General features: G+C 71.0%; 15 protein-coding genes. 5 read left to right on the forward strand and 10 right to left on the reverse strand.

Going from position 1 to position 20,576, the window contains the following annotated elements:
• Window positions 1-13 precede the first annotated feature (13 nt).
• Window positions 14-700, reverse strand: a complete 687-nt coding sequence (locus WS66_RS22880) for a hydrolase (RefSeq protein ID WP_059606600.1) — start codon at window positions 698-700, stop codon at window positions 14-16.
• 284 nt (window positions 701-984) lie between these two features.
• Here WS66_RS22880 and WS66_RS22885 point away from each other — a divergent pair, with 284 nt between their 5' ends.
• From WS66_RS22885 to WS66_RS22900, 4 genes are read left to right on the forward strand one after another with little or no spacing between them, the layout of a single operon-like run.
• Window positions 985-1,245: a DUF1427 family protein gene (locus WS66_RS22885; protein ID WP_059523312.1), complete on the forward strand. Its 261-nt coding sequence runs from the start codon at window positions 985-987 to the stop codon at window positions 1,243-1,245.
• 10 nt (window positions 1,246-1,255) lie between these two features.
• Window positions 1,256-2,836, forward strand: a complete 1,581-nt coding sequence (locus WS66_RS22890; RefSeq protein ID WP_059606466.1) for a Na+/H+ antiporter — start codon at window positions 1,256-1,258, stop codon at window positions 2,834-2,836.
• A gap of 52 nt (window positions 2,837-2,888) precedes the next feature.
• The gene (locus WS66_RS22895; RefSeq protein ID WP_059606465.1) at window positions 2,889-3,281 is read left to right on the forward strand and encodes an OsmC family protein; all 393 of its coding nucleotides are present in this window, start codon (window positions 2,889-2,891) and stop codon (window positions 3,279-3,281) included.
• Window positions 3,282-3,305: 24 nt separating this feature from the next.
• Window positions 3,306-4,190 carry a pirin family protein gene (locus WS66_RS22900; protein ID WP_059606463.1) on the forward strand — a complete coding sequence of 295 codons (885 nt, stop codon included), beginning with the start codon at window positions 3,306-3,308 and terminating at the stop codon, window positions 4,188-4,190.
• Between the two features lie 60 nt (window positions 4,191-4,250).
• Here the strand turns inward: WS66_RS22900 and WS66_RS22905 are convergent, their stop codons facing one another.
• Genes WS66_RS22905 through bcsB form a run of 9 tightly spaced genes read right to left on the reverse strand, consistent with a single transcriptional unit; the run spans window position 4,251 to window position 18,957 of the window.
• Window positions 4,251-4,445 (reverse strand): hypothetical protein, encoded by a 195-nt coding sequence (locus WS66_RS22905; RefSeq protein ID WP_059606461.1) that lies wholly within the window; start codon window positions 4,443-4,445, stop codon window positions 4,251-4,253.
• On the reverse strand, window positions 4,427-5,980 hold the full coding sequence (gene bcsG, locus WS66_RS22910; protein ID WP_059606459.1) for a cellulose biosynthesis protein BcsG: 1,554 nt from the start codon (window positions 5,978-5,980) through the stop codon (window positions 4,427-4,429). Before bcsG ends, WS66_RS22905 begins: the two co-directional genes overlap by 19 nt.
• Before the next feature lie 27 nt (window positions 5,981-6,007).
• Window positions 6,008-8,545 (reverse strand): UDP-forming cellulose synthase catalytic subunit, encoded by a 2,538-nt coding sequence (gene bcsA, locus WS66_RS22915; protein WP_059606598.1) that lies wholly within the window; start codon window positions 8,543-8,545, stop codon window positions 6,008-6,010.
• Window positions 8,542-9,330, reverse strand: coding sequence for a cellulose biosynthesis protein BcsQ (bcsQ, locus tag WS66_RS22920; protein ID WP_059606458.1), 789 nt, complete (start codon window positions 9,328-9,330; stop codon window positions 8,542-8,544). The genes bcsA and bcsQ overlap by 4 nt, the downstream gene beginning before the upstream one ends.
• Window positions 9,327-9,536, reverse strand: a complete 210-nt coding sequence (locus WS66_RS22925; RefSeq protein ID WP_059606456.1) for a hypothetical protein — start codon at window positions 9,534-9,536, stop codon at window positions 9,327-9,329. Before WS66_RS22925 ends, bcsQ begins: the two co-directional genes overlap by 4 nt.
• Window positions 9,533-11,488 carry a cellulose biosynthesis protein BcsE gene (bcsE, locus tag WS66_RS22930; protein ID WP_059606454.1) on the reverse strand — a complete coding sequence of 652 codons (1,956 nt, stop codon included), beginning with the start codon at window positions 11,486-11,488 and terminating at the stop codon, window positions 9,533-9,535. The genes WS66_RS22925 and bcsE overlap by 4 nt, the downstream gene beginning before the upstream one ends.
• A gap of 9 nt (window positions 11,489-11,497) precedes the next feature.
• Window positions 11,498-15,421, reverse strand: coding sequence for a cellulose synthase subunit BcsC-related outer membrane protein (locus WS66_RS22935; protein WP_059606453.1), 3,924 nt, complete (start codon window positions 15,419-15,421; stop codon window positions 11,498-11,500).
• Window positions 15,406-16,626, reverse strand: a complete 1,221-nt coding sequence (bcsZ, locus tag WS66_RS22940) for a cellulose synthase complex periplasmic endoglucanase BcsZ (RefSeq protein ID WP_059606451.1) — start codon at window positions 16,624-16,626, stop codon at window positions 15,406-15,408. The genes WS66_RS22935 and bcsZ overlap by 16 nt, the downstream gene beginning before the upstream one ends.
• A gap of 3 nt (window positions 16,627-16,629) precedes the next feature.
• Window positions 16,630-18,957 (reverse strand): cellulose biosynthesis cyclic di-GMP-binding regulatory protein BcsB, encoded by a 2,328-nt coding sequence (gene bcsB / locus WS66_RS22945; protein WP_059606449.1) that lies wholly within the window; start codon window positions 18,955-18,957, stop codon window positions 16,630-16,632.
• A 504-nt stretch (window positions 18,958-19,461) separates the two neighbouring features.
• Between bcsB and WS66_RS22950 the strand changes: the two genes are divergently transcribed.
• Window positions 19,462-20,484: a sensor domain-containing diguanylate cyclase gene (locus WS66_RS22950; protein WP_059606447.1), complete on the forward strand. Its 1,023-nt coding sequence runs from the start codon at window positions 19,462-19,464 to the stop codon at window positions 20,482-20,484.
• Window positions 20,485-20,576: the final 92 nt, after the last annotated feature.

A 20,576-nucleotide genomic window follows, 5' to 3' on the forward strand; every position in this document is an offset into this window, starting at 1 on the left:
CGGCCCGCGCCCGTTACTTCGCCGGCACGGCGGGGATCGACTCGTGCGGCGTCGCGGTGCGCTGCGCGGCCTTGTGGACCATCGTGTACGCGTAGTCGACGCCCATGCCGTACGCACCCGAATGTTCCTTCGCGATCGCCATCACGGCGTCATACGTCTCGCGGCGTGCCCAGTCGCGCTGCCACTCGAGCGCGACCTGCTGCCAGGTGACGGGCACGACGCCGGCCTGGATCATCCGCTGCATCGCGAAGTCGTGCGCGTCCTTCGACGTGCCGCCCGACGCGTCGGCCACCATATAGATCTCGTAGTCGCCTTCGAGCATCGCGCAGAGTGCGAACGTCGTATTGCAGACTTCGGTCCACAGGCCCGAGACGACCACCTTCTTGCGACCATTCGCGGCCAGCGCATCGCGCACCTTCTGGTCGTCCCACGAGTTCATCGACGTGCGTTCGAGCGTCTTCTGGTTCGGGAACACGTCGAGCAGTTCGGGATAGGTGTAACCCGAGAAGCTGTCGCTTTCGACGGTCGTGATCGTGGTCGGGATGTTGAATGCCTTCGCGGCCTTGGCGAGCCCGACGACGTTGTTCTTCAACGTCTGGCGATCGATCGACTGCACGCCGAATGCCATCTGCGGCTGCTGGTCGATGAAGATCAACTGGCTGTTCTGGGGGGTGAGGACTTCAAGCTTCGGGTTGCGCATGGCGCGAATCATCCTTTGAACAGGAATCGTGGGAGGCTTGCCTCGATCGGGAACCGAGAGGAGCCGGCTGTGCGTTACCCCGGATCTGCGTCTTCCGGCTGCAGGCATTTAATCGGAAAAGCCGCGGCTCGAACACCCAAGAAATGGAATCGATCGAATTCCGAAAGAAGGGGCTCATCAAGGGCTATCCGCCCTTTTGTTCCACGCGTAAACCCGATACGCTTCCAGCACGTTGAAGGCGCGCCCTTCGCCCCCCGATCAGCCTATCACGAGCGATTTTCATCATGAAACCGTATTTTCTGTCGCTGTTCGCAGGCATCCTCGCCGGCGTCATCTACGGCGCGCTCGGCGTGAATTCTCCGGCGCCGCCGATCATCGCGCTCCTCGGCCTGCTCGGCATGCTGGCCGGCGAGCAGATCCTGCCGCTCGCGCGCCGGATGCTGTCCGGCTACCGGCTGAATACCGCGTGGCGCGATGCGCAATGCAGCCAGCACATGTTCGGCACGCTGCCGGGCGGCGCCGCGAACGACCGCAAACCGTCGTGATGCAAGGCTCATGACCAACGTCGAACTGTTTCATTACCTGCTGCTGTTGATCTGCGGCGCGGGCGCGCTCACGTGGCTCGCGGAGCGGATCTCGATTCCACCGGCCGTCGTGCTGCTGCTCGGCGGCTGCGTGGTGGCCGTCGCCGGCAAGCGCGTGCCCGACATGGACCCGGCGCTGCTGCTTGCGGCCGTGTTGCCGCCGCTGCTGATGTCGAGCGGCTTCTATACGGCATGGAAGGAATTCCGGCACGAGCTCGGATCGATCGCGTCGCTCGCGCTCGGTGCGGTGGCGTTCACGACGGTTGCGGTCGCGCTCGCCGTGCATGCGGCCAATCCGGCGCTGCCGTGGGCCGCGTGTTTCACGCTCGGCGCGATCGTGTCGCCGCCCGACGCGGTCGCCGCGAAGGCGATCCTGCAGCGCCATCCGCTGCCCGCCCGGCTCGTCGCGGTGCTCGAAGGCGAAAGCCTCGTCAACGATGCGTCGGGTCTGCTGCTGTATCAGATGGCCGTGTCCGCCGCGCTCGCCGTCACCATCACGACCGCGAGCGCCACCGGCCTGTTCTTCTCGCTCACGCTGATCGGCATCGCGGTCGGTCTTGCATGCGGTCATGCGATGTGCTGGGTGTTGCAGCGCCTGCGCGAACCGATGCTCGGCATCGTCGTGACGTTCGCGATAGCGTGGGGCAGCTACGGGATCGCGGAAGCCGTACATGGCTCGGGGGTGCTGTCGGTCGTGACCTGCGGCCTCGTGCTCGGCGTGCGCCAACATCGCGTGTTCGACGCCGACATGCGGATCAAGGCGAAGGCGACCTGGGAAGCGATCGTCTTCGTGCTCGACGCGCTCGTGTTCATCCTGATCGGCCTCGCGCTGCACGCGATCCTCGCGCGCGTGAACCACGAAGGCGCGGTGCTGATGGCCGGCCTGCGCGTCGCGCTGCCGGCGACGGCCGCCGCGATCGCCGCGCGCGTCGTGTGGGTGTTCGTCGCAATGTGGCTGCCGGGCCGCCTGCGCGCGCCGCGCGCGGGCCACGCGCCGTGGTCGTGGCGCGAAGCCGTCGTGCTCGGCTGGTCCGGCATGCGCGGGGTCGTGAGCCTCGCGGCCGCGATTGCGCTGCCGAACGACTTCCCTGGGCGCGACCTGATCCTGTTCAGCACGTTCCTGCTGATCATCGCGACGCTGGTGGTGCAAGGCGGCACGCTCGCGCCGCTGATCCGCGTGCTGAAACTGCGCCCGGCCGCGCGGCACACGATGTCCGAGCATGCGGCGCGCGCGTACACGTTCGGCGCGGCGCTCGCCGAACTCGATGCTCGCGAACAGCGCGGCCCGGGCCTCGAACGTGCATCGCTCGACCGGCTGCTGACCGAATACCGCAGCCGCGTCGCGTTCAACGAGCACGCGCACCGCGACGGCGCGCAACCAGCGGACGTACGCGCGCGGATGCTGCGCGTCGAGCTCGAGCTGGTCGGCGTGTCGCGCGACGCGCTGCTCGACCTGCATCGCGACGGCCGGGTCGACGACGCGGTGCTGCACCGCATAGAATCCGAGCTGGATTTCGAGGAACTGCGACTGCAGCGCCTGCTCGAACCGTGACGCCCGGCCATGCCTGGCCGGCCCGTCTCCCCTTTCCCCACATGGAATTGCAATGAGCGAACTGTCCGTCGAAGCGAGCATCGGCTCCGTCGATTACCTGGTCCATTTCACCGACGGCGTGCATCAGTGGCGCGCCGACGAACCCGTGTCGCTCGGCGGCGGCGACACCGCACCGACACCCGTCGCGCTGCTGCTGTCGAGCCTCGGCGCCTGCACCGCGATCACCCTGAAGATGTACGCGCAACGCAAGGGCTGGCCGCTCGCCGAAGTCCACGTGAAGCTCGCCCACGAAGCGGGCGGCGCGGGCAGCACGATCATGCGCCGCATCACGCTCGACGGCGACCTGACCGACGAGCAGCGCGAGCGCCTGCTGCAGATCGCGAACGCGTGCCCGGTGCACAAGATCCTCTCGCACCCGATCACGATCGATACGGCCATCGCCTGACTCACCGAAACCGGGAGACCCACCATGTCCGCATCGATCAAGACCCTGCTCACGCCGCGCGAGAGCGACATCGGCAACCTCGTCGTGCGGCGCGTGCTGCCCGCGCGCGCCGCGCGCCTCGTCGGTCCGTTCATCTTCTTCGACGAAATGGGGCCGGCCGTGCTGCCGGCCGGCAGCGGGATCGACGTGTTGCCGCATCCGCACATCGGCCTCGCGACCGTCACCTACCTGTTCGACGGCACGCTGATGCATCACGACAGCCTCGGCTTCCGGCAAAAGATCGTGCCCGGCGACGTGAACTGGATGACTGCCGGGCGCGGCATCGTCCACTCGGAGCGCTCGCCCGACGAGGACCGCCCGCACGAACAGCCCGTGCACGGGATCCAGACCTGGGTCGCGCTGCCGGTCGAGCACGAGGACACGGCGCCCGCGTTCGTGCATCACGCGGCCGACACGCTGCCGTCGTTCACGCGCGACGGCGCGAGCGTGCGCGTGATCGCGGGCACTGCGTTCGGGCTCACGTCGCCCGTCGCCGTGTTCTCGCCGACGCTGTATGCGTATGCGGAATTCGCCGCGGGCGGGCAACTCGCGCTCGATGCGGAACACGACGAGCGCGGCGTGTATCTCGTCGACGGCGACCTCACGATCGACGGCACGCCGCTCGCAGCCGCGACGATGGCCGTGCTCGAACCCGGCGCGAACGTCGCGCTCGCCAGCGGGAACGGCGCGCGCGTCATGCTGCTCGGCGGTGCGCACCTGCCGGGCGAGCGGTTCATCGAATGGAATTTCGTGTCGAGCGAGCGCGCGAAAATCGAGGCGGCCCGCAACGCGTGGGCCGAGCAGACCTTCGGCAAGGTGCCCGGTGAGGAAAACGAGTGGACGCGCCAGCCGGCGCGCCGCGCGCAGTAGGCCGGCAGCAGTCGGCTCATCGATGCGACGCGGCCGGCATTCGCGCCGGCCGCGTCGCGTTTACCGCTTCAATCCCATCAGCTTCGCCAGCACCGGCCAGCGGTCGAGCGATTCGACGAACGCGCGCCGCGCCTGCTCGTCGACGTAGCGTGCCGGGTCCAGCGCGGGCAAATGCCGCGCGAGGCCGAGCACGTCGTTCGGTTGCGACAGGCGATCGTCGTCGCCTTCGCCGATCTTTACTGTTCGTCGATCCATACGCCGTCCGGAGTCTTGACCGCATAGCCGGCGCTCGTCTGCATCGTCACCGTGCCTTCGTTCTCGCCGACCATCCGCGTGCGCGGCAGGTCGGCAGCATATTGCGCGAGCGTCGCGCCCGGCTTGAACGGGCTGTTCGACACGAGGTTCGACAGCAGCTGCGCGAGCGCGAGAAAGCTCGTCGGCTGGTCGATCACGGTCGTCGTGCCGTGATTGCCGGCGAAACCGACGAGCCGCACGCCGACCGGCCCGTGAACGATGCGCGGCGTCGGAATCTCGCGCAGGCCCGCGATCTGGTTCTTGTCGCCCCGCAGCGCGGCACCGTGCTCGGGCACGAACACGATCACCGCGCGCCGGCCCGATTGCGCGATCAGGTCGGCGAGCCGGTCGAAGTCGTTCATCAGCTTGGTCGCGCGCTGCGGATACGAATCGATGCTGGTCAGCGCGCTACCCGCCACGCGGTTGCCGTCGTGCAGGCTGATCGTGTTGTAGTACAGCGCGACCGGGCCCGGCACCGACGCGCGCTGCGCGTACCAGTTCGCGAGCGTGCCGTAATCGTCCTTGATCGGCGAACCGTCGAACGCATGCATCGCGACCGGGGCGGCGGCGTTCGAGATCATCGGCGCGTCGGGCACGCCGATATTGTCGTGAATGACCTGCAGGAAGTTGTCGAAGTGGCCGTCGTGGTTCAGCAGCGACTGCACCGTGTAGCCGGCGGACGCGAGCTGCGAGAACAGATAGCACTGCTGGGGGGCGGCCTTGTAGAGGTCCGCATGCGCTTCCTGCCCGCAGCTTGCGCGCAGCACGCGGATCGCGGCCGGGCCGCTGTAGCTCGCGGCCGTGCTGAAGTTGTTGAACAGGTAGTCGAAGTGACTCAGCATCGGGTGGTTGCGCACCTTCGCGGCGTCGAGGTCATCCCACGACAGCGAGCAGACATGCAGCACGATCACGTCGAACTGCGCGGACGGATCGCTCGCGAGATGACCAAACGCGACCTGGCGCTGAGATTCCTGTGCGCGGAACGTCGCGAGCGCCGCGTTGTGATCCTCGGGCTGGCCGGCGCGCGCGCCCGTCGCATCGGCCTGCTGCGGAAGCGGCGCGACGACGCGCGCCATCAGCCCGTTGCCGGCCTGCCACAGCGGCATCACGATCAGCGCGGCCAGCACGAAGGTCGCGACACGCACCCAGCGGTTGACGACGAAATAGACGATCAGCACGCCCGCGACCGTCAGCACCAGCACCGGCGGCAACAGGCGCGGCAGCAGCTCCATCCAGTAGTCGAGGCGGAACGTAGCGACCTCGCGCGCGGCTTCGGCGAGGCGCGCGAGCGGCGGCGCATGCATTTCGCGCGCGAGAAGCGGCACCGCGATCGCGATCGCGACGAGCTGTCGCACGATGCGCCACGCGCGCCGCCGAATCGGCGCGCTCGCCGCGAGCGCCAGCGCGAACGCGAGGTTCGCGAGCCACAGCGGCTGCAGGTGGCCGGTCGCGAACAGCGCGAACTTCAGGATGAAATACAGATTCCAGAACGTCATCTAAACCACTCCGTGATGGGCGCCGCGTCAGTCGCGCGCCCGATCGAGCTTCGGCGCCAGCATCGACTGCACGCCGCGCGCCGCGCCCTTCCACATTCGTACGTAACCGTCCAGGCCCACACGCAGCACTTCCTTCAGCCCGCGCAGCGGCGTGTCCGTGTGCGCGCCCGCGTGCCAGTCGAGCCACGCGTCCGCGCGGCCGAACGTGCACTGCACGAGTTGGCGTTCCTGCTCGAGCGTCAGCGCCTCGAAGCTCACGCCGACATGCGTCGGCGTCACGCGGCTCACGCGCACCGGGAACGGGAACGGCCGGTCGCCGCGCGTCACGCACACCGTCAGCGTGTCGCCGACCGCGAGCGGCAGCCCCGGCACCGCTTCGAGGCCGAGGCCGCCGGTCGAGTAGTCGCTGGTGAAACAAGCCGCCGTCGACCCGTCGGCGAGCAGCAGCGTCGCCGGCACACGCATCGCGATCCGGTGCGTGACGCGCACCTGCTTGGTCTCGCGCGCGACGGCCAGCGCGGCGCCGAGCATCGCGAGGTTGTAGACGGTCCAGCCGAGCGTGATCAGGATCGTCGACGCCTCGTCACCCTGGTCGGCCACGAGCCGCCACACGCCGGCCACGATCGCGAGCACGTTCAGCGCGAACAGCACGAGGTACGGCTTCGATGTCGACCAGTCGACGTAGCCTTCGTCGATCTTGCCGCCCTTGTCGGTCACGTTGAACTTGCCGTGCTTCGGGCTGAAGAACGCGACGGTGGTCGGCAGCGCGATGTACCACGCGAGCACGGATTCGTACACTTCGGCCCAGAACGAGTGGCGATAGCGCCCCTGCATCCGCGAGTTGGCGACGTTCGCGAGCACCAGGTACGGGATCACGTAGCTCGCGAGCGCGATCGACGACGCATTGATGAAGTACAGGTGGAAGAACAGGTATGCGAGCGGGATCGTCAGGAACACGAGCCGCGGGATCCCGTAGAAGAAATGCAGCATCGCATTGCCGTAGCAGATCCGCTGGATGAGGCCGAGCCCGCGCCCGAGGAACGGATTGTCGATGCGGAAGATCTGCGCCATCCCGCGCGCCCAGCGCGTACGCTGCTTCACGTGGCCCGCGAGACTCTCGGTCGCGAGGCCGGCCGCCTGCACGGTCGGTAAGTATGCCGACGTGTAGCCGCGGCGATGCAGCTTGAGCGCGGTGTGCGCGTCCTCGGTCACGGTCTCGACGGCGACGCCGCCCACCTCCTCCAGCGCGCTGCGCTTGAGCACCGCGCACGATCCGCAGAAGAACGTCGCGTTCCACAGGTCGTTGCCCGACTGCACGAGCCCGTAGAACAGGTTGCCCTCGTTCGGGATCTCGCGGAACGTGCCGAGGTTGCGCTCGAACGGATCGGGCGAGAAGAAATGGTGCGGCGTCTGCACCAGCGCGCACTTCGGATCGCGCAGGAACACGCCCATCGTGGTCTGCAGGAACGAGCGCGTCGGCACGTGATCGCAGTCGAAGATCGCGATGTATTCGCCGTGCGTCTTCGGCAGCGCGCGGTTGATGTTGCCGGCCTTCGCGTGGCGATTGTCGTCGCGCGTCAGGTAACCGATTCCCACTTCCCGCGCGAACGCCTCGAACTCGGGGCGGCGGCCGTCGTCGAGCAGGTACACGCGCAGCTTGGCCGTCGGCCAGTCGATGCTCTGCGACGCGAACACGGTCGGCTTCACGACCGACAGCGGCTCGTTGTAGGTCGGGATATAGATGTCGACGCTCGGCCAGCTGTCGGGATCGTCGGGCAACGGCACGATCGGCCGATCGAGCGGCCATGCGGTCTGTATGAAGCCGAGCAGCAGGATCATCCACGTGTAGGCTTCGGCACCGTACAACAGGTAGCCGGCGAACGCCTCGACGGGGCTGCGGAAATCGAGCGTCTGGGTCGTGCGCCACCACACATAGCGGACCGTGGCGAGCAGCGCGAGCGACGCGAGCGCGAGGGTCGGCAGATGGCCCGGCAGGCGGCGCAGCGCCAGCGCCAGCACCGCGACGATCGCGAAAAACGCGAACTGCGCGCCGGGCATCAGCGGCGACATCCCGGCCGCGGCCCACATCAGCGCACCGGCAATCAGCAGCAGCGGCGCAAGCCAGCGGTGCTGGCCGACGCCGTGTGCGCGCGCGTCGAGCCAGCCGCCCCAGCGCGCCCACGGCAGGCGCCCGAGGAGCGCGTCGAGGCGGGCGCCGAGCGCGCGCGCCGCGACGTAGACCGGCACGACGTACGAGTCGAACCATGCGAGCGGATCGCGCGCGGGTCGCTCGTCGGCCGCGCGCGGCGCGCGCACGATCGCGCGCCACAGCCATTCGCGCGGGCTCAGCGGCTGCAGCACGCCCCACTCCTGCGCGAGCCGCAGGAAGACAACGCGCGCCCGGCGGCCCGCGGGATCGGCCCGGCCGGGCGGCGGCGCATGGAAGAACAGCCGCACGAGCCAGTCGAGCAGTGTGCGCTGGGCCGGCAGCCCGATCCCGCGCGCGCACCAGTCGGTCGCACGCCGGGTCGCGGCGCGCCAGCGCGACACGAACGCGGCCTTCATCGCCGCGCTCCCGTGCGGCCGGCCGCGGCTGCCACGAGCCACGTGTCGACCCAGTTCGCGACGCCGTTCAGGTCGTGCGACGCCTGCGAGTACGGTGCGTCGTCGAAGATCCAGGTGCCGCGCGCAAGCGTCTCGGGCACGGCCGCATCGACGTGAATCCGCTGTTCGAGCATCGACGCGGGCCCCGCGACCGCGCGCAGCATCGCGAGCGCATCGCGCTGCATGTCGCGCGCCGGGTTCAGCCGGTTCACGACGATCTGCAGGTCGCCGCCGCCGGCCCGCAACGCATCGAGGCGCGCGGCGACCGTCGCGCACGCGGCCGGTTCGGGCGGCACGACGACGAGCGTCAGGTCGGCACGGCGAATCGCCTGCTCGGCCTGCGGCGACGGATAGCGCGCGGTGTCGATCAGCACGACACCGTCGGCCGGCAGCGCGATCTCGTCGAGCGCGCGCGACAGCCAGGCCGGATCGGCCGCGAGCCGCGCATCGCAGGCGGCGGCGCCCGCCGCGTCGACCTGCCCGTACGGCACGAACAGCACGCCATCGGCATTGCGCCACGTATGCGCGTGCCACGGCGCGGCGTCGCCCGCGTCACCGAGCAGGCTGTGCGCGAGCCCGTGCTCGGCCAGCGTATCGAGACCGAGCGTCGCGCCCATCAGGTTCTGCGCGTCGAACTCGACCGCGACGACGGGCCGGCCGCGGCGCGCGAGCAGCACCGCGAGCGCGCCCGCGAGCGTCGTGCGGCCCGCGCCGCCGGTCGTCGACGTAACGGCGATCGTCTTCATGGCGCGGCCTCGTCGGTACGGCCGGCTTCGGGCAACAGGCGCCCGCGCAGCGCGACCGGCACGAGTTCGCACGGCACCGCGTCGCGCCGGTGCAGCCCGCGCGGCGCATGAAAGCCGCGGCCGAGGCCCAGGTGCTGCGCGATGATCCACACCGGCACCGCGATCGCGATGCCGACAACGAATCCGATGACGAGTTCGGCGATCATGCGCCCTCCGGCTTGCGCAGCGGCATCGCACTGCGGGTGGCGCCGCGCGTGCGCGCGACGGGAAATTCGGCGGACGGTGCCCGCGCATCGGCGGCCGGCGTCGTGTCGTCGACGTGCGGCGGCGCATCGGCATGCTCGTCGACCGTCCCGGTCGCTGCGACTTCGGCGTCCGGTTCAGCGGGCGTCGCGACATCCCCGGCGCGTTCGATCGGCGCGCGCGCCGCACCGGCCGGCTTCACCGTCGCGAACAGGTCGCTGTAGTCGGCGATCGGCGCGCGCCGGTTCTCCGTCTTCAGCGCATCGAGCTCGGTGTCGATGCTGCCCTGCCCCAGACACACGACGCGATCGGACAGCGTATCGACCGGCACGTCGAAGATCCGTGCAAGCGCGTCATCGGCATCGGCCGGCTCGCACGCGAACAGGAACACGTACAGGTGTCCGGCATCGGCGGTCACGACATCGCCCGCGCGGCGCGGCCGACAGTGCCGCAGCGCATCGACGTGCGACACGCCGGGCAGCAGCGCGATCTTCGCGAGCGTATGCGGCAACGCGAGCACGGCGCCGCGATCGAGCACCGCGCGAATCCGCAGGCAGAAGGCGCCGACCGGCAGGTAGCCCAGCACCGAATCGCCGAGCGCGGCCGCGAGCGCCGCACGATAGTCGGCCGCGACGGGCCGCGCATAGAGCTGCCCGCGCAGCGCGTTCACGGCCGCGTGCATCCGCGACACCGGCAGGTCGCGCGCGACGACGCGGTTCGCGCCGACGCTCAGCACGAGCATCTCGAACTGCTGGCGCAACACCTCGCCGCGTTCGACGACGGCGATCTTCAATGCGCCGCCGGATTGCCGGCGCAGCGTGTGAACGGCCGCGCACAGCGCCTCGAGCTGCGCGTGCGTGCGGAACGCCAGAACCGCGGTCGCGGCCTGCGCATGCGCACAGGCGGCGACGACCGCCGCGTTGTCGTCGACGATTTCCCAGCCGGCGGGTACGCGACTCGCTTCGTCGAGCGCCGCGCGGCTGACGACGACGCGATCCTCGTCGATCGCGAGCTTCATGCGGCGCGACGGCTCGGTGGCGCCGCCGTCGACGATCGCCGCGAGCCGACCGCTCGGCGCGAAACGCAGCGGCCGCACTTCACCGGCCGCGAGCGTGTCGCCGGCACGCCAGAAATCGACGACCCACAGCAGTTCGCCATGCGTGCGCTGCAGTTGCGAGACGCCCGAGCACACCGCGTGAAAGCCGCTGCGCGGCGCGCGATTCGCATCGCGCACGAGCGGCGGATCGTCGGTATCCGGGTCCGCGCCGGTGCGCACGATCTCGGGATCGACCAGCAGCACCAGCGCGATCCGGTGCGTGCGGCACCAGTCGGCGAGCGCGTGTGCCTCTTCAGCAAGCGCCGCCGGATCGTCCCAGCTGAACCAGCGCTGCGCGCCTTCGATGAAATACAGCGAGCGCGCACGAAAGCCGTAGCGCTTCATCGCGCGCAAGCCGCCGGTGAGCCGTGCGAACGGAGCGGGCGCCGCACGGCGCGGCGCACCCGGTTCGCGCGCGGCATCGCCGCCGGCCGGCTCATGCGCGGGCGGCATCGCCAGCACGTTCAGGTTACGCGGCCAGCCGGCCGGCTGCGCGCGGCCCGCGAAACCGCGCGACGCCATCTGCGCGGCAACGCGCGCCGCGTCGCGCGACAGCACGACCGTCACGTCGCGCGTGCGCGACTGCCGCGCGCTTTCCCACACCAGCGCGTCGCACGCCGGCGTGCCGGCAGCGGCATAGATCGTGTACAGGCCGCCCGCTTCCAGCTGCGTCCACGCATCGGGCAGCCCGTCGATCGCGAGCCGGCTCAGCGGGCCGGTGCGGCCGCCGGGCCGCCCGGTGCGCAGCAGCGCGCGCAGGCGGCCCAGCAGGCCGGCGGCGCCGAGCGCGGGACGGGTTGCATCGATTTCCGTATTCACGCGCTTCCCCTAGTAATCCGAATAAAGCCGCACCGGCGTCGGCGTGACAAGCCAGTTGCGCTCCGCGCGTGCGTCGAATGCATAGCGCAGGTACACGAGCGCCGAACTTGGCGCATAGTCGTGCGACCGGTCGACGTGCAGTTGCGCGCCGACGCTCAGGTGCGGATTCACGCGATATTCGACGATGCCGTTCACGCCGTACGAGAACGACACGCCGCGTGTCGAACTGCCCGCGTAGACGAACCCCGCCGCCTCCTGCGCGGCGCGCTGGTTCGCGAAGGTCGGGTAGAACAGCGAATCCTTTTCGTAGCTGTTCGAGATCCCGCCCGTGACGGTCAGGTCCCACGACAGCGCGTCGCGCCGCCCTGCCCATTCGATCGGCACGCCGAGCGACAGGTAACGCTGCGGGCTGTAATAGCCACCCTGTCCGTAGGTGTAGTAACGCAGGTTCTGCGCGTAGTGCCACGCATTGCCGACGAGCCCCGTGCTCACCTTCATCGTCGCGCGCTCGTATACGGGCACCGTGAAGCCCGAGCGCAGCGTCACTTCCGCGTTGCGCTCGACGTTGCGGCCGGACAGCACGCCCGCGCCGAGTTCGGCGAACAGGTTCACGCGGCCGACGTCGACCGACCCGCGCAGGTTCACGCCATCGCGACGCACGCCGCCCCATACCGCCCCGGTCCACGGGTCGCGCATCCCCGCGTACGACAGCACGCTGCTCGTTTCCGGCCGGCGCGACGCGTTCACGCTGAAGCTCGCCGGCCCCGCGTCGAAGCGATAGCGCACGCCGCCGACCAGGTAATGCACCGGGAAGCCGAGCGGCGACGTGCCGAGATCGACGCGCCATGCATCCGTGCGATAGCCGGCGCCGAGCGCGACGCCCGTCATCGACTGATGCAACGCACCCGGCGGGTTCGCGATCAACACATCGGCCGGCCGGGTCAGATGGAACGGCGGCGGCAGCCCGTTCAGCGCCTTGAGCGCCGCGTAAGTCCCGAAGGTCTTCAGCGAATACGCGTTCGGGTCGCTCGTATCGAGCGTACCGGCGTCCAGATGCACGGTGTCGAGCTGCAGGAACGCATGCCCGTCGTAGCGCACCGGCAGCTGCATGTAGATCGGCACCTGCTGCGCGCGGTACGCGGAAATCCCCTCGTCGCCCGACTTGTACGCGGGCAGCCAGCCGGTCTCGATCTCGGGATCGCGCCGCTGTGCGAGATCCGCGAACGCGGCCTGCGCGGGCGTGCGGCCGTCGCGGCCCGGGCTCACGCCGCTCGTGCGCTCCTGCGACAGCGACAGCCGGTACAGCGATGCGGCATCGTCATAGCGACCCTGCGCCTCGGCCACGCGCCCCGCCGCGACCGTCACGTCGGCACGCGCCGGGTATGCGGCCTGCAGCGGGTCGATCACCTGTGCGGCTTCGTCCGGGCGGCGCAGCGCGTTCAGGCGGCGCACGACCGACAGCCGCGTGTCGACGTCGTCGTCCGGCGTGCGCGCGAGCACCGCCTGCACGCGTGCGAGCGCGGCCGCGCGGTGGCCGCCGTCCTCGTCGATGCGCGCGAGCGCGAGCTGCGTATCGGCATCGTCCGGCGTGCGCGCGACGACCGGCGCGAGCGCATCGCGTGCCGCGTCGTAATGGCCCTGCGCGCGTTCGAGGTCGGCCAGTTCAAGTGCGTAGCGCTTGTCCGCGCGTCCCGCCGGACTCGCCTGCTCGAGCAGCGTGCGGGCGCGCGCATAGTCGCGTTGCGCGATCGCGTCGTCCGTCCGCCGCAGCACGAGCCGCAGCGACTGGTCCTCGATCCGCGCGGTCTGTGCCGGCGTCAGCGCCGGCTCGCGGCGCAGCGCGTCGAGCCACGCGGCGAGCGCGTCGTCGCGCCCCGCGCTGCCGAGCAGGTCGCCGTAGCGCAGCCGCACGTCGGGATCGGCCTCGTGCGGATGCGCGGCGATCCAGTCGCGCAGCGGCGCGAGGCCGCGCTCGGGTTCGCCCGCGTCGATCCACTGCGCGCCGATCGCGGCCAGCATGTCGGGATCGTCCGGCGCGCTCGCCTGCGCATGTGCGAGCGACGCGGCGAAGGCCGCACGATCGCCACGGCCGAGCGCGCCGCGCGCGCCGGCCAGCGAACTTTCCGCGTCGAGCTTGCGCGCGAGCGCACGCATGCCGTCCGAGCGTTGCGCGTCATCGACGCCCGCAAGCGCGGCCTGGGCGCCCGCGATGTCGTCGAGCGAGTTGCGATACAGCGCGGTCGCATAGCGCATCTCGGGCGTGCCGCTTTGCGCGAGCCCGTCGTCCATCACCGTGCGGCCGAGCTGCGGCAGTCCCATGTCGCGGTACAACCGGGCGAGCGCGAAACGCGTCCACGGCGCATCGGGCGCCGCGCGCACCGCCGCTTCGTAGCGTTGCGCGGCTGGCCCGCGTTCGCCCTTGTCCGCAAGCGCGCGGGCCTCGCTCGCGAGCAGGTCGGCGCGCAAGCCGTCGAGCGCGCGGCGGTCGTCGCGGCCCGTCACGCGGCTCTGCAGCGCGTCGAGCAGCGGGCCGATGCGATCGGCGCGGCCGGTGTTCTCGTACAGCGTCGCCGTGCCGCGCACCGCCGACAGATTCGGCGAACGTGCGGCGAGCAACTCGCGCAGCAACGGCTCCGCGCGCGCCCAGTCGCGCTGCGCGAGCAGCGCATCGGCAAGCTGCAGCTTCGCGTCCGGGCTGTCGGGCTGCATCGCGAGCGCGGCGCGCGCCGCGCGCTCGGCATCCTGCGGCCGTCCGGCCGACGCCGCCGCGCGCCCCTGCGCGATCAGCCCCCAGAACTGCGCGGTGCGTGCGAGGCTCTGCCACTTGCCGCGCTGGTCGGTCGACAGCGCCGCGGCGCGCGTAAACAGCGCGCGCGCTTCGTCGTGCCGGCCTTCGCGCAGACGCAGCAGGCCGAGCCCGCCGACCGCATCGGCGTCGCCCGCACGCGCCTGCGCGGCGCGCGCGAGCAGCGGATCGGCGCCGGCCAGGTCGCCGCGCGCGAGCGCCTGCAAGCCACGCTGTTGCGCGATGTAGCCCGGATCGCGCTCAAGCAGCCGCTGCGCGTCGCGCTGCCGGTCGAGTGCGGCGACGCGATCGCGGAATTCGGTGTCGTCCGGCACGAGCGCGAGATATGCATGCAATGCGTCGAGATAGGCGGGATCGGTGCCGGCGGACTGCAGCACGCGCCGCCACACGGCCATCGCTTCCGTATGATCGGCGTCGCCCCGCTTCGCGAGCGACCACGCGATGCGGTTGGCCTCCGCACGCGTGTCGTCGCGCTGGTTCAGGAGCCGCGCGAGCGCCAGCGCCGCGCTCGAATCCTGTGGGTCGGCCGCGACCGCGCGGCGCAGCGCGGCGATCGCCGGTTCGCGGCCGCCCGGCGCGTTCGCGACGATCTGGTAGTACTCGGCGCCCAGCGCACCAGACGGCGCACCGTTCGGAAACAGCGCGACGATCCGCCGGGCCGCCTCGTCGGCGCGGCCGCTGCGCGCGAGCAGGCGGATCTGCGCCATCTCGCCGCGGCCGCTCGTCGCGACGCGGTATTCGTCGGCCGCGCGGCGCGTGTCGGGCGCCGCGGGCGCGCGCGCCTGCAGGCGCGCCAGCGTGGCCTGCGCACCTTGCGCGTCGCCGAGCCGCAGCAGCACGCGCACCTGTTCCGCGAGCAGTTCGGGATTGTCCGGCGCGATCAGGAGCCCCTTGCGCAGTGCGTCCCGCGCGAGGTCGTCGCGATGCTTGGCGCCCCACATGCGGGCGGTCGCGAGCTGAAGCCGCGCATCGGACGCAGCGGTCGAAGCCGGCGCCGACGCGGCTTTCGGCGCGACGGGTTTCGTCGCCGCGACGGCAACGGCGGCCGGCACCCCCGCAGAGACCGACGACGCGAGCCACGCAAGCCCCGCGACACGCCGCGCGGTGGACTTCATCGGCCTGCGCATGACGGGCCCTCCCAGCGCGCATCGAGCGACCCGTCCGCGCCGAACCGGTAGCGGCCATCGCGCCATCCGAGGCCGAACAGCGTCAGCACGCTCGTGTAGTAGCCGGGCGCCGACTGGCGCGCAAGCGCGTCGACACGGGCCACCTGTGCATCGGCGAGCGCATGCTGGCCGCGCGCGTCGAGGAACGGCACGGCCGCCGCCGAGAAGCCGCCATTGCCGTCGTTCGGCCCCGCGACGCCGGTTGTCGTGTCGACCTTCTCCGGCGGCGCGCCATGCGCGGCGACGTGATCGGCGAACGGCGCGAAGCGCGCGAGCAGCGGTGCCGCGAGCGGATCGGCGCGATCGAGCATGCCGGCCCACAAATACACGCGAATCGCGTTGTAGGCGCTTTCCGCATGGGTCTGCGGATCGGGCGCGAAGCCGGCACCGGCGCGATACAACGCCCAGTCCGGCGCAAAGCCCTTCGGCGCGGTGTCGAGCAGCACGCGGCCGGTGCTGGCCGCGAGCGCGGACCAGCGGCGATCGTCCGGCAGGCGCGCGGCGAGCCCGCGGATCACCTGCGGCGGCGAATAGCTCGGGTTCACGCGCCATCGACCGTCGGCCAGCCTGAAGCCGGTCGGCCCGGGCAACAGCGTGAGGCCGAGGCCCGGCACGCTGGCCGTCTCGTCGTCGAGCACGCGCTTCGCGAGCAGCGCGCCGCGCGCGGTGTAGCTGCGCTCGTGCCACAGCCGTCCGGCTTCGACGAGCGTGTACGCGATCCACAGGTCGGCATCCGACGCCGCGTTCGCGTCGAGCACGCGCCACGCGCCGTCCGGCGCGCGGCCCCACAGCCACGCCGGCAGACGGGCGCTCAGGTCGCCCTGTGCAAGGTTGTTCTCGGTCCATGCGAGGATCGTGTCGAACGTGTGCCGGTCGTTCGCGACGAGCGCGAAGAACAGTCCATACGCCTGCCCCTCCGATACCGTGCGCGAATCCGCCGAGCCGACGTCGATCACCCGGCCGTCGGCCGACACGAAATCGCGCTTGAACGCGTCCCAGCGCGGCCACGCCGCGCCGCACCGCACGTCGGCCGCGCCGCTTTGCGCGGCCTGCGCGCGCCCGGCGGCGCCGGTCGCCGCGCACGCAGCCGCGACGGCCAGCACGAGCGTCGTGCCGACCCGCCGCGCCGGCTGCGTTGCCCGTCGCCTTGCGAATGCCCACGCCATCCGTTACATCCCCCGTCGGCGCGCGGCGATTCTCTGCAGCACGCTGAACACGCCGAGCGCGAGCAGCAGTCCCGCGACGACGCCGACCACGCCGAGCACCACCGGGTGCTGCGCCGCGTGCGTCCAGACGCGCGCGTACCACGGCACGAAGCCGACCACGTAAGGCTCGCCGACGCGCAGGCTGTCGACCTGCCCCGGCCGCACCAGCGCGAGGTCGCCCTGCAGCTGCGACACGAGGCCCGGCTTCTCGAACACGTCGAGCAGGTCGGCAAGACGCGTCTGGTCGGTGGCCGTCAGCGCCACGACGCTGCGGCCATGGCTGCCCGGCAGCTCGAACCCGGCCAGCGCCGCGAGCGAGCCCGTCTGTTCGATATGCGCGCCGCCGTCGGCCATGCCGACGCCGTTGCGCCAGCGCTCCTTTACCGAAAACGCGACACGCGTCGCGCCCGTGCCGGCCTGCTGGTCGATCGACAGCGGCAACGCCGCGCGCCAGTGCGACAGCAGCGGCGACGCGGGCGAGCCGTCGATCACGAGCAGGTCCTTGCGGCCCGCGAGCGCGGCGACGTCGCCGGGCCGCGCGACCTGCACGCGCAGCGCCGGGAAGCCGGTCCACTGCCCCATGTGGCCGAGCATCGTCAGGTAGGCTTCCAGTTCCTGCGGCGACGGCCGGTCCGGCATCACGACCGCCGTCTGCGACAGGTCGGCAAAGCGCGTGAACGGGAAACCGCTGTTCGCGAAGAACGCCAGGTTCGGCAATTGCGCGTAATGGACGAAGTGCGAGAAGTCGATCGTCGAATCCGGATCGATCGCCGCGCGCTGCGGCTCGGTCGCGGTGCTCGAGCAGAGCCCCGTCTTCTGCGAATCGAGCGTGAAGCGGAACTGCAGCTGGTTGCCGCTGCCGACGCGGAACGCCGGGATGTCGACATCGCTCGTCACGCGCCCTTCCGGCACCGACAGCAGCGGCAGTTGCATGCGCCCGCGCGCGTCTTCCGCGTGGGCCGGCCCGAGCCGGTAAGACTTCACGAGCTGTTCGTTGATCTCGACGGCGAGCGTCGAGTTGTCCTGCACGGTCGGCGCCGTGTAGCGGTAGCGCAGCGTGATCGGCACGCCCGAGCCGTTCCACGAATGCAGATCGGCCGGCACGCGCAGGTTCAGCCGGATCGCGTCGGGCGACGTGCCGCGCACTTCGAGTTCGCGCGGATCCGACACCAATTCGCGGAACGCGATCGGCCGGTTCACCGGCAGCCAGCGCGGTGCGTCGTACGGCTTGCGCGGCGCGCCGAGATCCACGTGCGCGACCGTCGCCGCCGGGCCGGACAGCGCCGCGCGGCCGAGCACGAGCGCCGCCACCGCGTCGTCGACCTCGGCGGCCGTGCGGCCCGTCACGACCAGCAGCTTGCGGCCCGGCGCGGCCGGGTTGTCGACGACGGCGAGCAACGGGCCGTTGACCGACGGCAGCGCGAGACCGGCCGGCAACGTCGCGGCCGTGCCGACCACCACCGCCTGGTCGTCGGCCGGAAGCGTCGCTGCACCCGGGAAGCGCGCCTGCCGGTAGTCGGCCTGCGCGCCGAACCACGACGCGAGCACGCCGGCGCTGCGCAGCGTCGCCGAGTCGGGGGACGCAGGCAGCACGAACGGCAGCCGCAGGAGCCCGTTGTCACGCCGGTCGAAGAACGGCGCGGGCAAGAGCGCGAGATCGTTCGGCAAGCGCACCGGCGACTCGTCGAGGATGAGTTCGCTCGTCGGGCTCACGTCGGCCCACAGCGCCGAGCTCGACGGATCCTCGCAGTGGTCGAGTGTGTAATGCGCGATCAGGCGCAGGCCGATCTGGTTGAAATCGGAGAAGTAGCGCGGATCGATCGGGATGTCCTGCGTGACCGTGCGGCCCGCGCGCGTCGCGTCGAACGGGACGGTCGCGACCACCTCGCCGTTCATCGACACCTTCAGGTGCGACATTGGGAAGACCAGCGACGGCGAATACGCGTAGGTCAGGCGCAGCCGCGCGCCGGTGACCACGCGGTCGAGCCGCACGCCCGCATTGATCGTGCGCGCGTCGTCGGCGCCGCGCAGGTGGACCGGATCGAACGCGCCGAGCGACGCGAACGGCAGGTGCACGGTCGTCGCGGGCAGGCCGGCGGACGCCGCGCTGGCGGCGCTCGGCATGGCCGCGAGCGGCGGCACGGCCGCGCCGCTGGCGAGCACCGGCACGGCCGGACTGCCGGCTGACGCCGAAGCGGCCGCAGCCGGCATGGGCGCGGCCGCCAGCGCGGCCGCATGGAACGCGCCGAACGTGGCGACCGACAGGACGAACAGCGACGCGGCCGGCTTCATGCGCGGCCCCGCATCGTCACGATCGTCCGGTTATCAAGCGCGCCGCAACCGACGCACGCAAAGCAGCTATGCCCGTGAGTGCACATCCCCACTGCTTCCCCTCAAAGTCTGGCCTGAATGCATTTATCGAAACAACACGGCGAATCATTTCGCTGCCGACTCGTCGGACAGCGCGCCCCTGGCACCGGCGCTCGCACATTCGTCACACTATCTCAAAATCAAGACAAAACTCGCCCTGATTCGTGCCGACGAAGCGAAAAACAACTCAATCCGGTCGGAAATGCTGCGCGTCGCGATGGAATGGCAAGAGTTACACCGTTGCTGCCGGCCGGACCGACCGGCATACTGCCGGCGCCGCCGAACCGACGGCCCGGCGCCCCGGGAAACCGGCCGGATGCCGGCGGCGGCCCGTTGCGGGCCGCCCGGAACGCGCTGCCGCGTGAGCGGCGCGTATGCTACCGCAAGCTCGGGCCGCGCGCTGTGCTTTCTTCCTGGAAAACTGACTTGGATCAAATCGTCGACACCGCCACTCCGTCCCCCGACACGCTGCTGCGCATCATCGCCGCGCAAACCGAGATCGCGAAACTCGGCCTCGACCTCGGCAGTGTGATGGCTTACGTGACCGAGCAGGTGCCGCAGCTCACGGGCGCGAGCGGCGCGGCGGTCGAATTCGCCGAAGGCGAAGACATGGTGTACCGCGCCGCGTCAGGCTCCGCCGCCGGGATGCTCGGGCTGCGGCTGCGCCGCTCGGGCAGCCTGTCCGGCCTGTGCGTGACGCGCGGCGAACTGCTGCACTGCAAGGATTCGGAATCCGACCCGCGCGTCGACCGCGATGCGTGCCGCCGCGTGGGGCTGCGCTCGATGCTGGTGATGCCGCTCACCCATGCGGACACGACGGTCGGCGTGCTGAAGGTGATGTCGCCGGACCTCGACGGTTTTTCGGCCGCCGATGCCGGGACGCTGCGGCTCACGGCCGACCTGATCGCCGCCGCGATGTTCCATGCGGCGCGCAACGAGGCCAACGAGTTGTACTTGCGTGCGACGCACGACGCGCTCACCGGCCTGCCGAACCGCGCGCTGTTCTACGACCGCCTGCGCCAGTCGATGCATACGGCGCTGCGCGCGAACGGCCGGCTCGGCATCCTCAACATCGACATGGACGGGCTCAAGCCGATCAACGACGGCTACGGCCACCGCGCGGGCGACGCCGCGCTGCGTGCGATCGCCACGCGGATGCAGCGCGCCGTGCGGCGCTCGGACACGGTCGCGCGCGTGGGCGGCGACGAGTTCGCGGTGATCCTGCCGGACATCGGCAGCCGCGACGACGTCGATGCGCAACGCGCACGGCTCGCCCGGCAGGTCGGCGAGCCGTTCGAATTCGAGGGGCATCCGCTGCGGCTCGGCGTCAGTGTCGGCGTCGCGATACTGCCTGACGACGGCACCGACATGAACGCGCTGATCGAGCACGCGGACCAGGCGATGTACGCGGTGAAGCGCACGCGGACGCAGCGTGCGGCGCACGCATGACCCGCTTGGCCACCGCGAGCCGCGGCCGTCCGGGCCGGTCACGGATGGCTGACCGACCCGCGCCGGGCGAGCGGCCGTGGCCGCGCGCATCT

The sequence above is a fragment of the Burkholderia sp. LA-2-3-30-S1-D2 genome (genome assembly GCF_001523915.2).
Classification (GTDB): domain Bacteria; phylum Pseudomonadota; class Gammaproteobacteria; order Burkholderiales; family Burkholderiaceae; genus Burkholderia; species Burkholderia diffusa.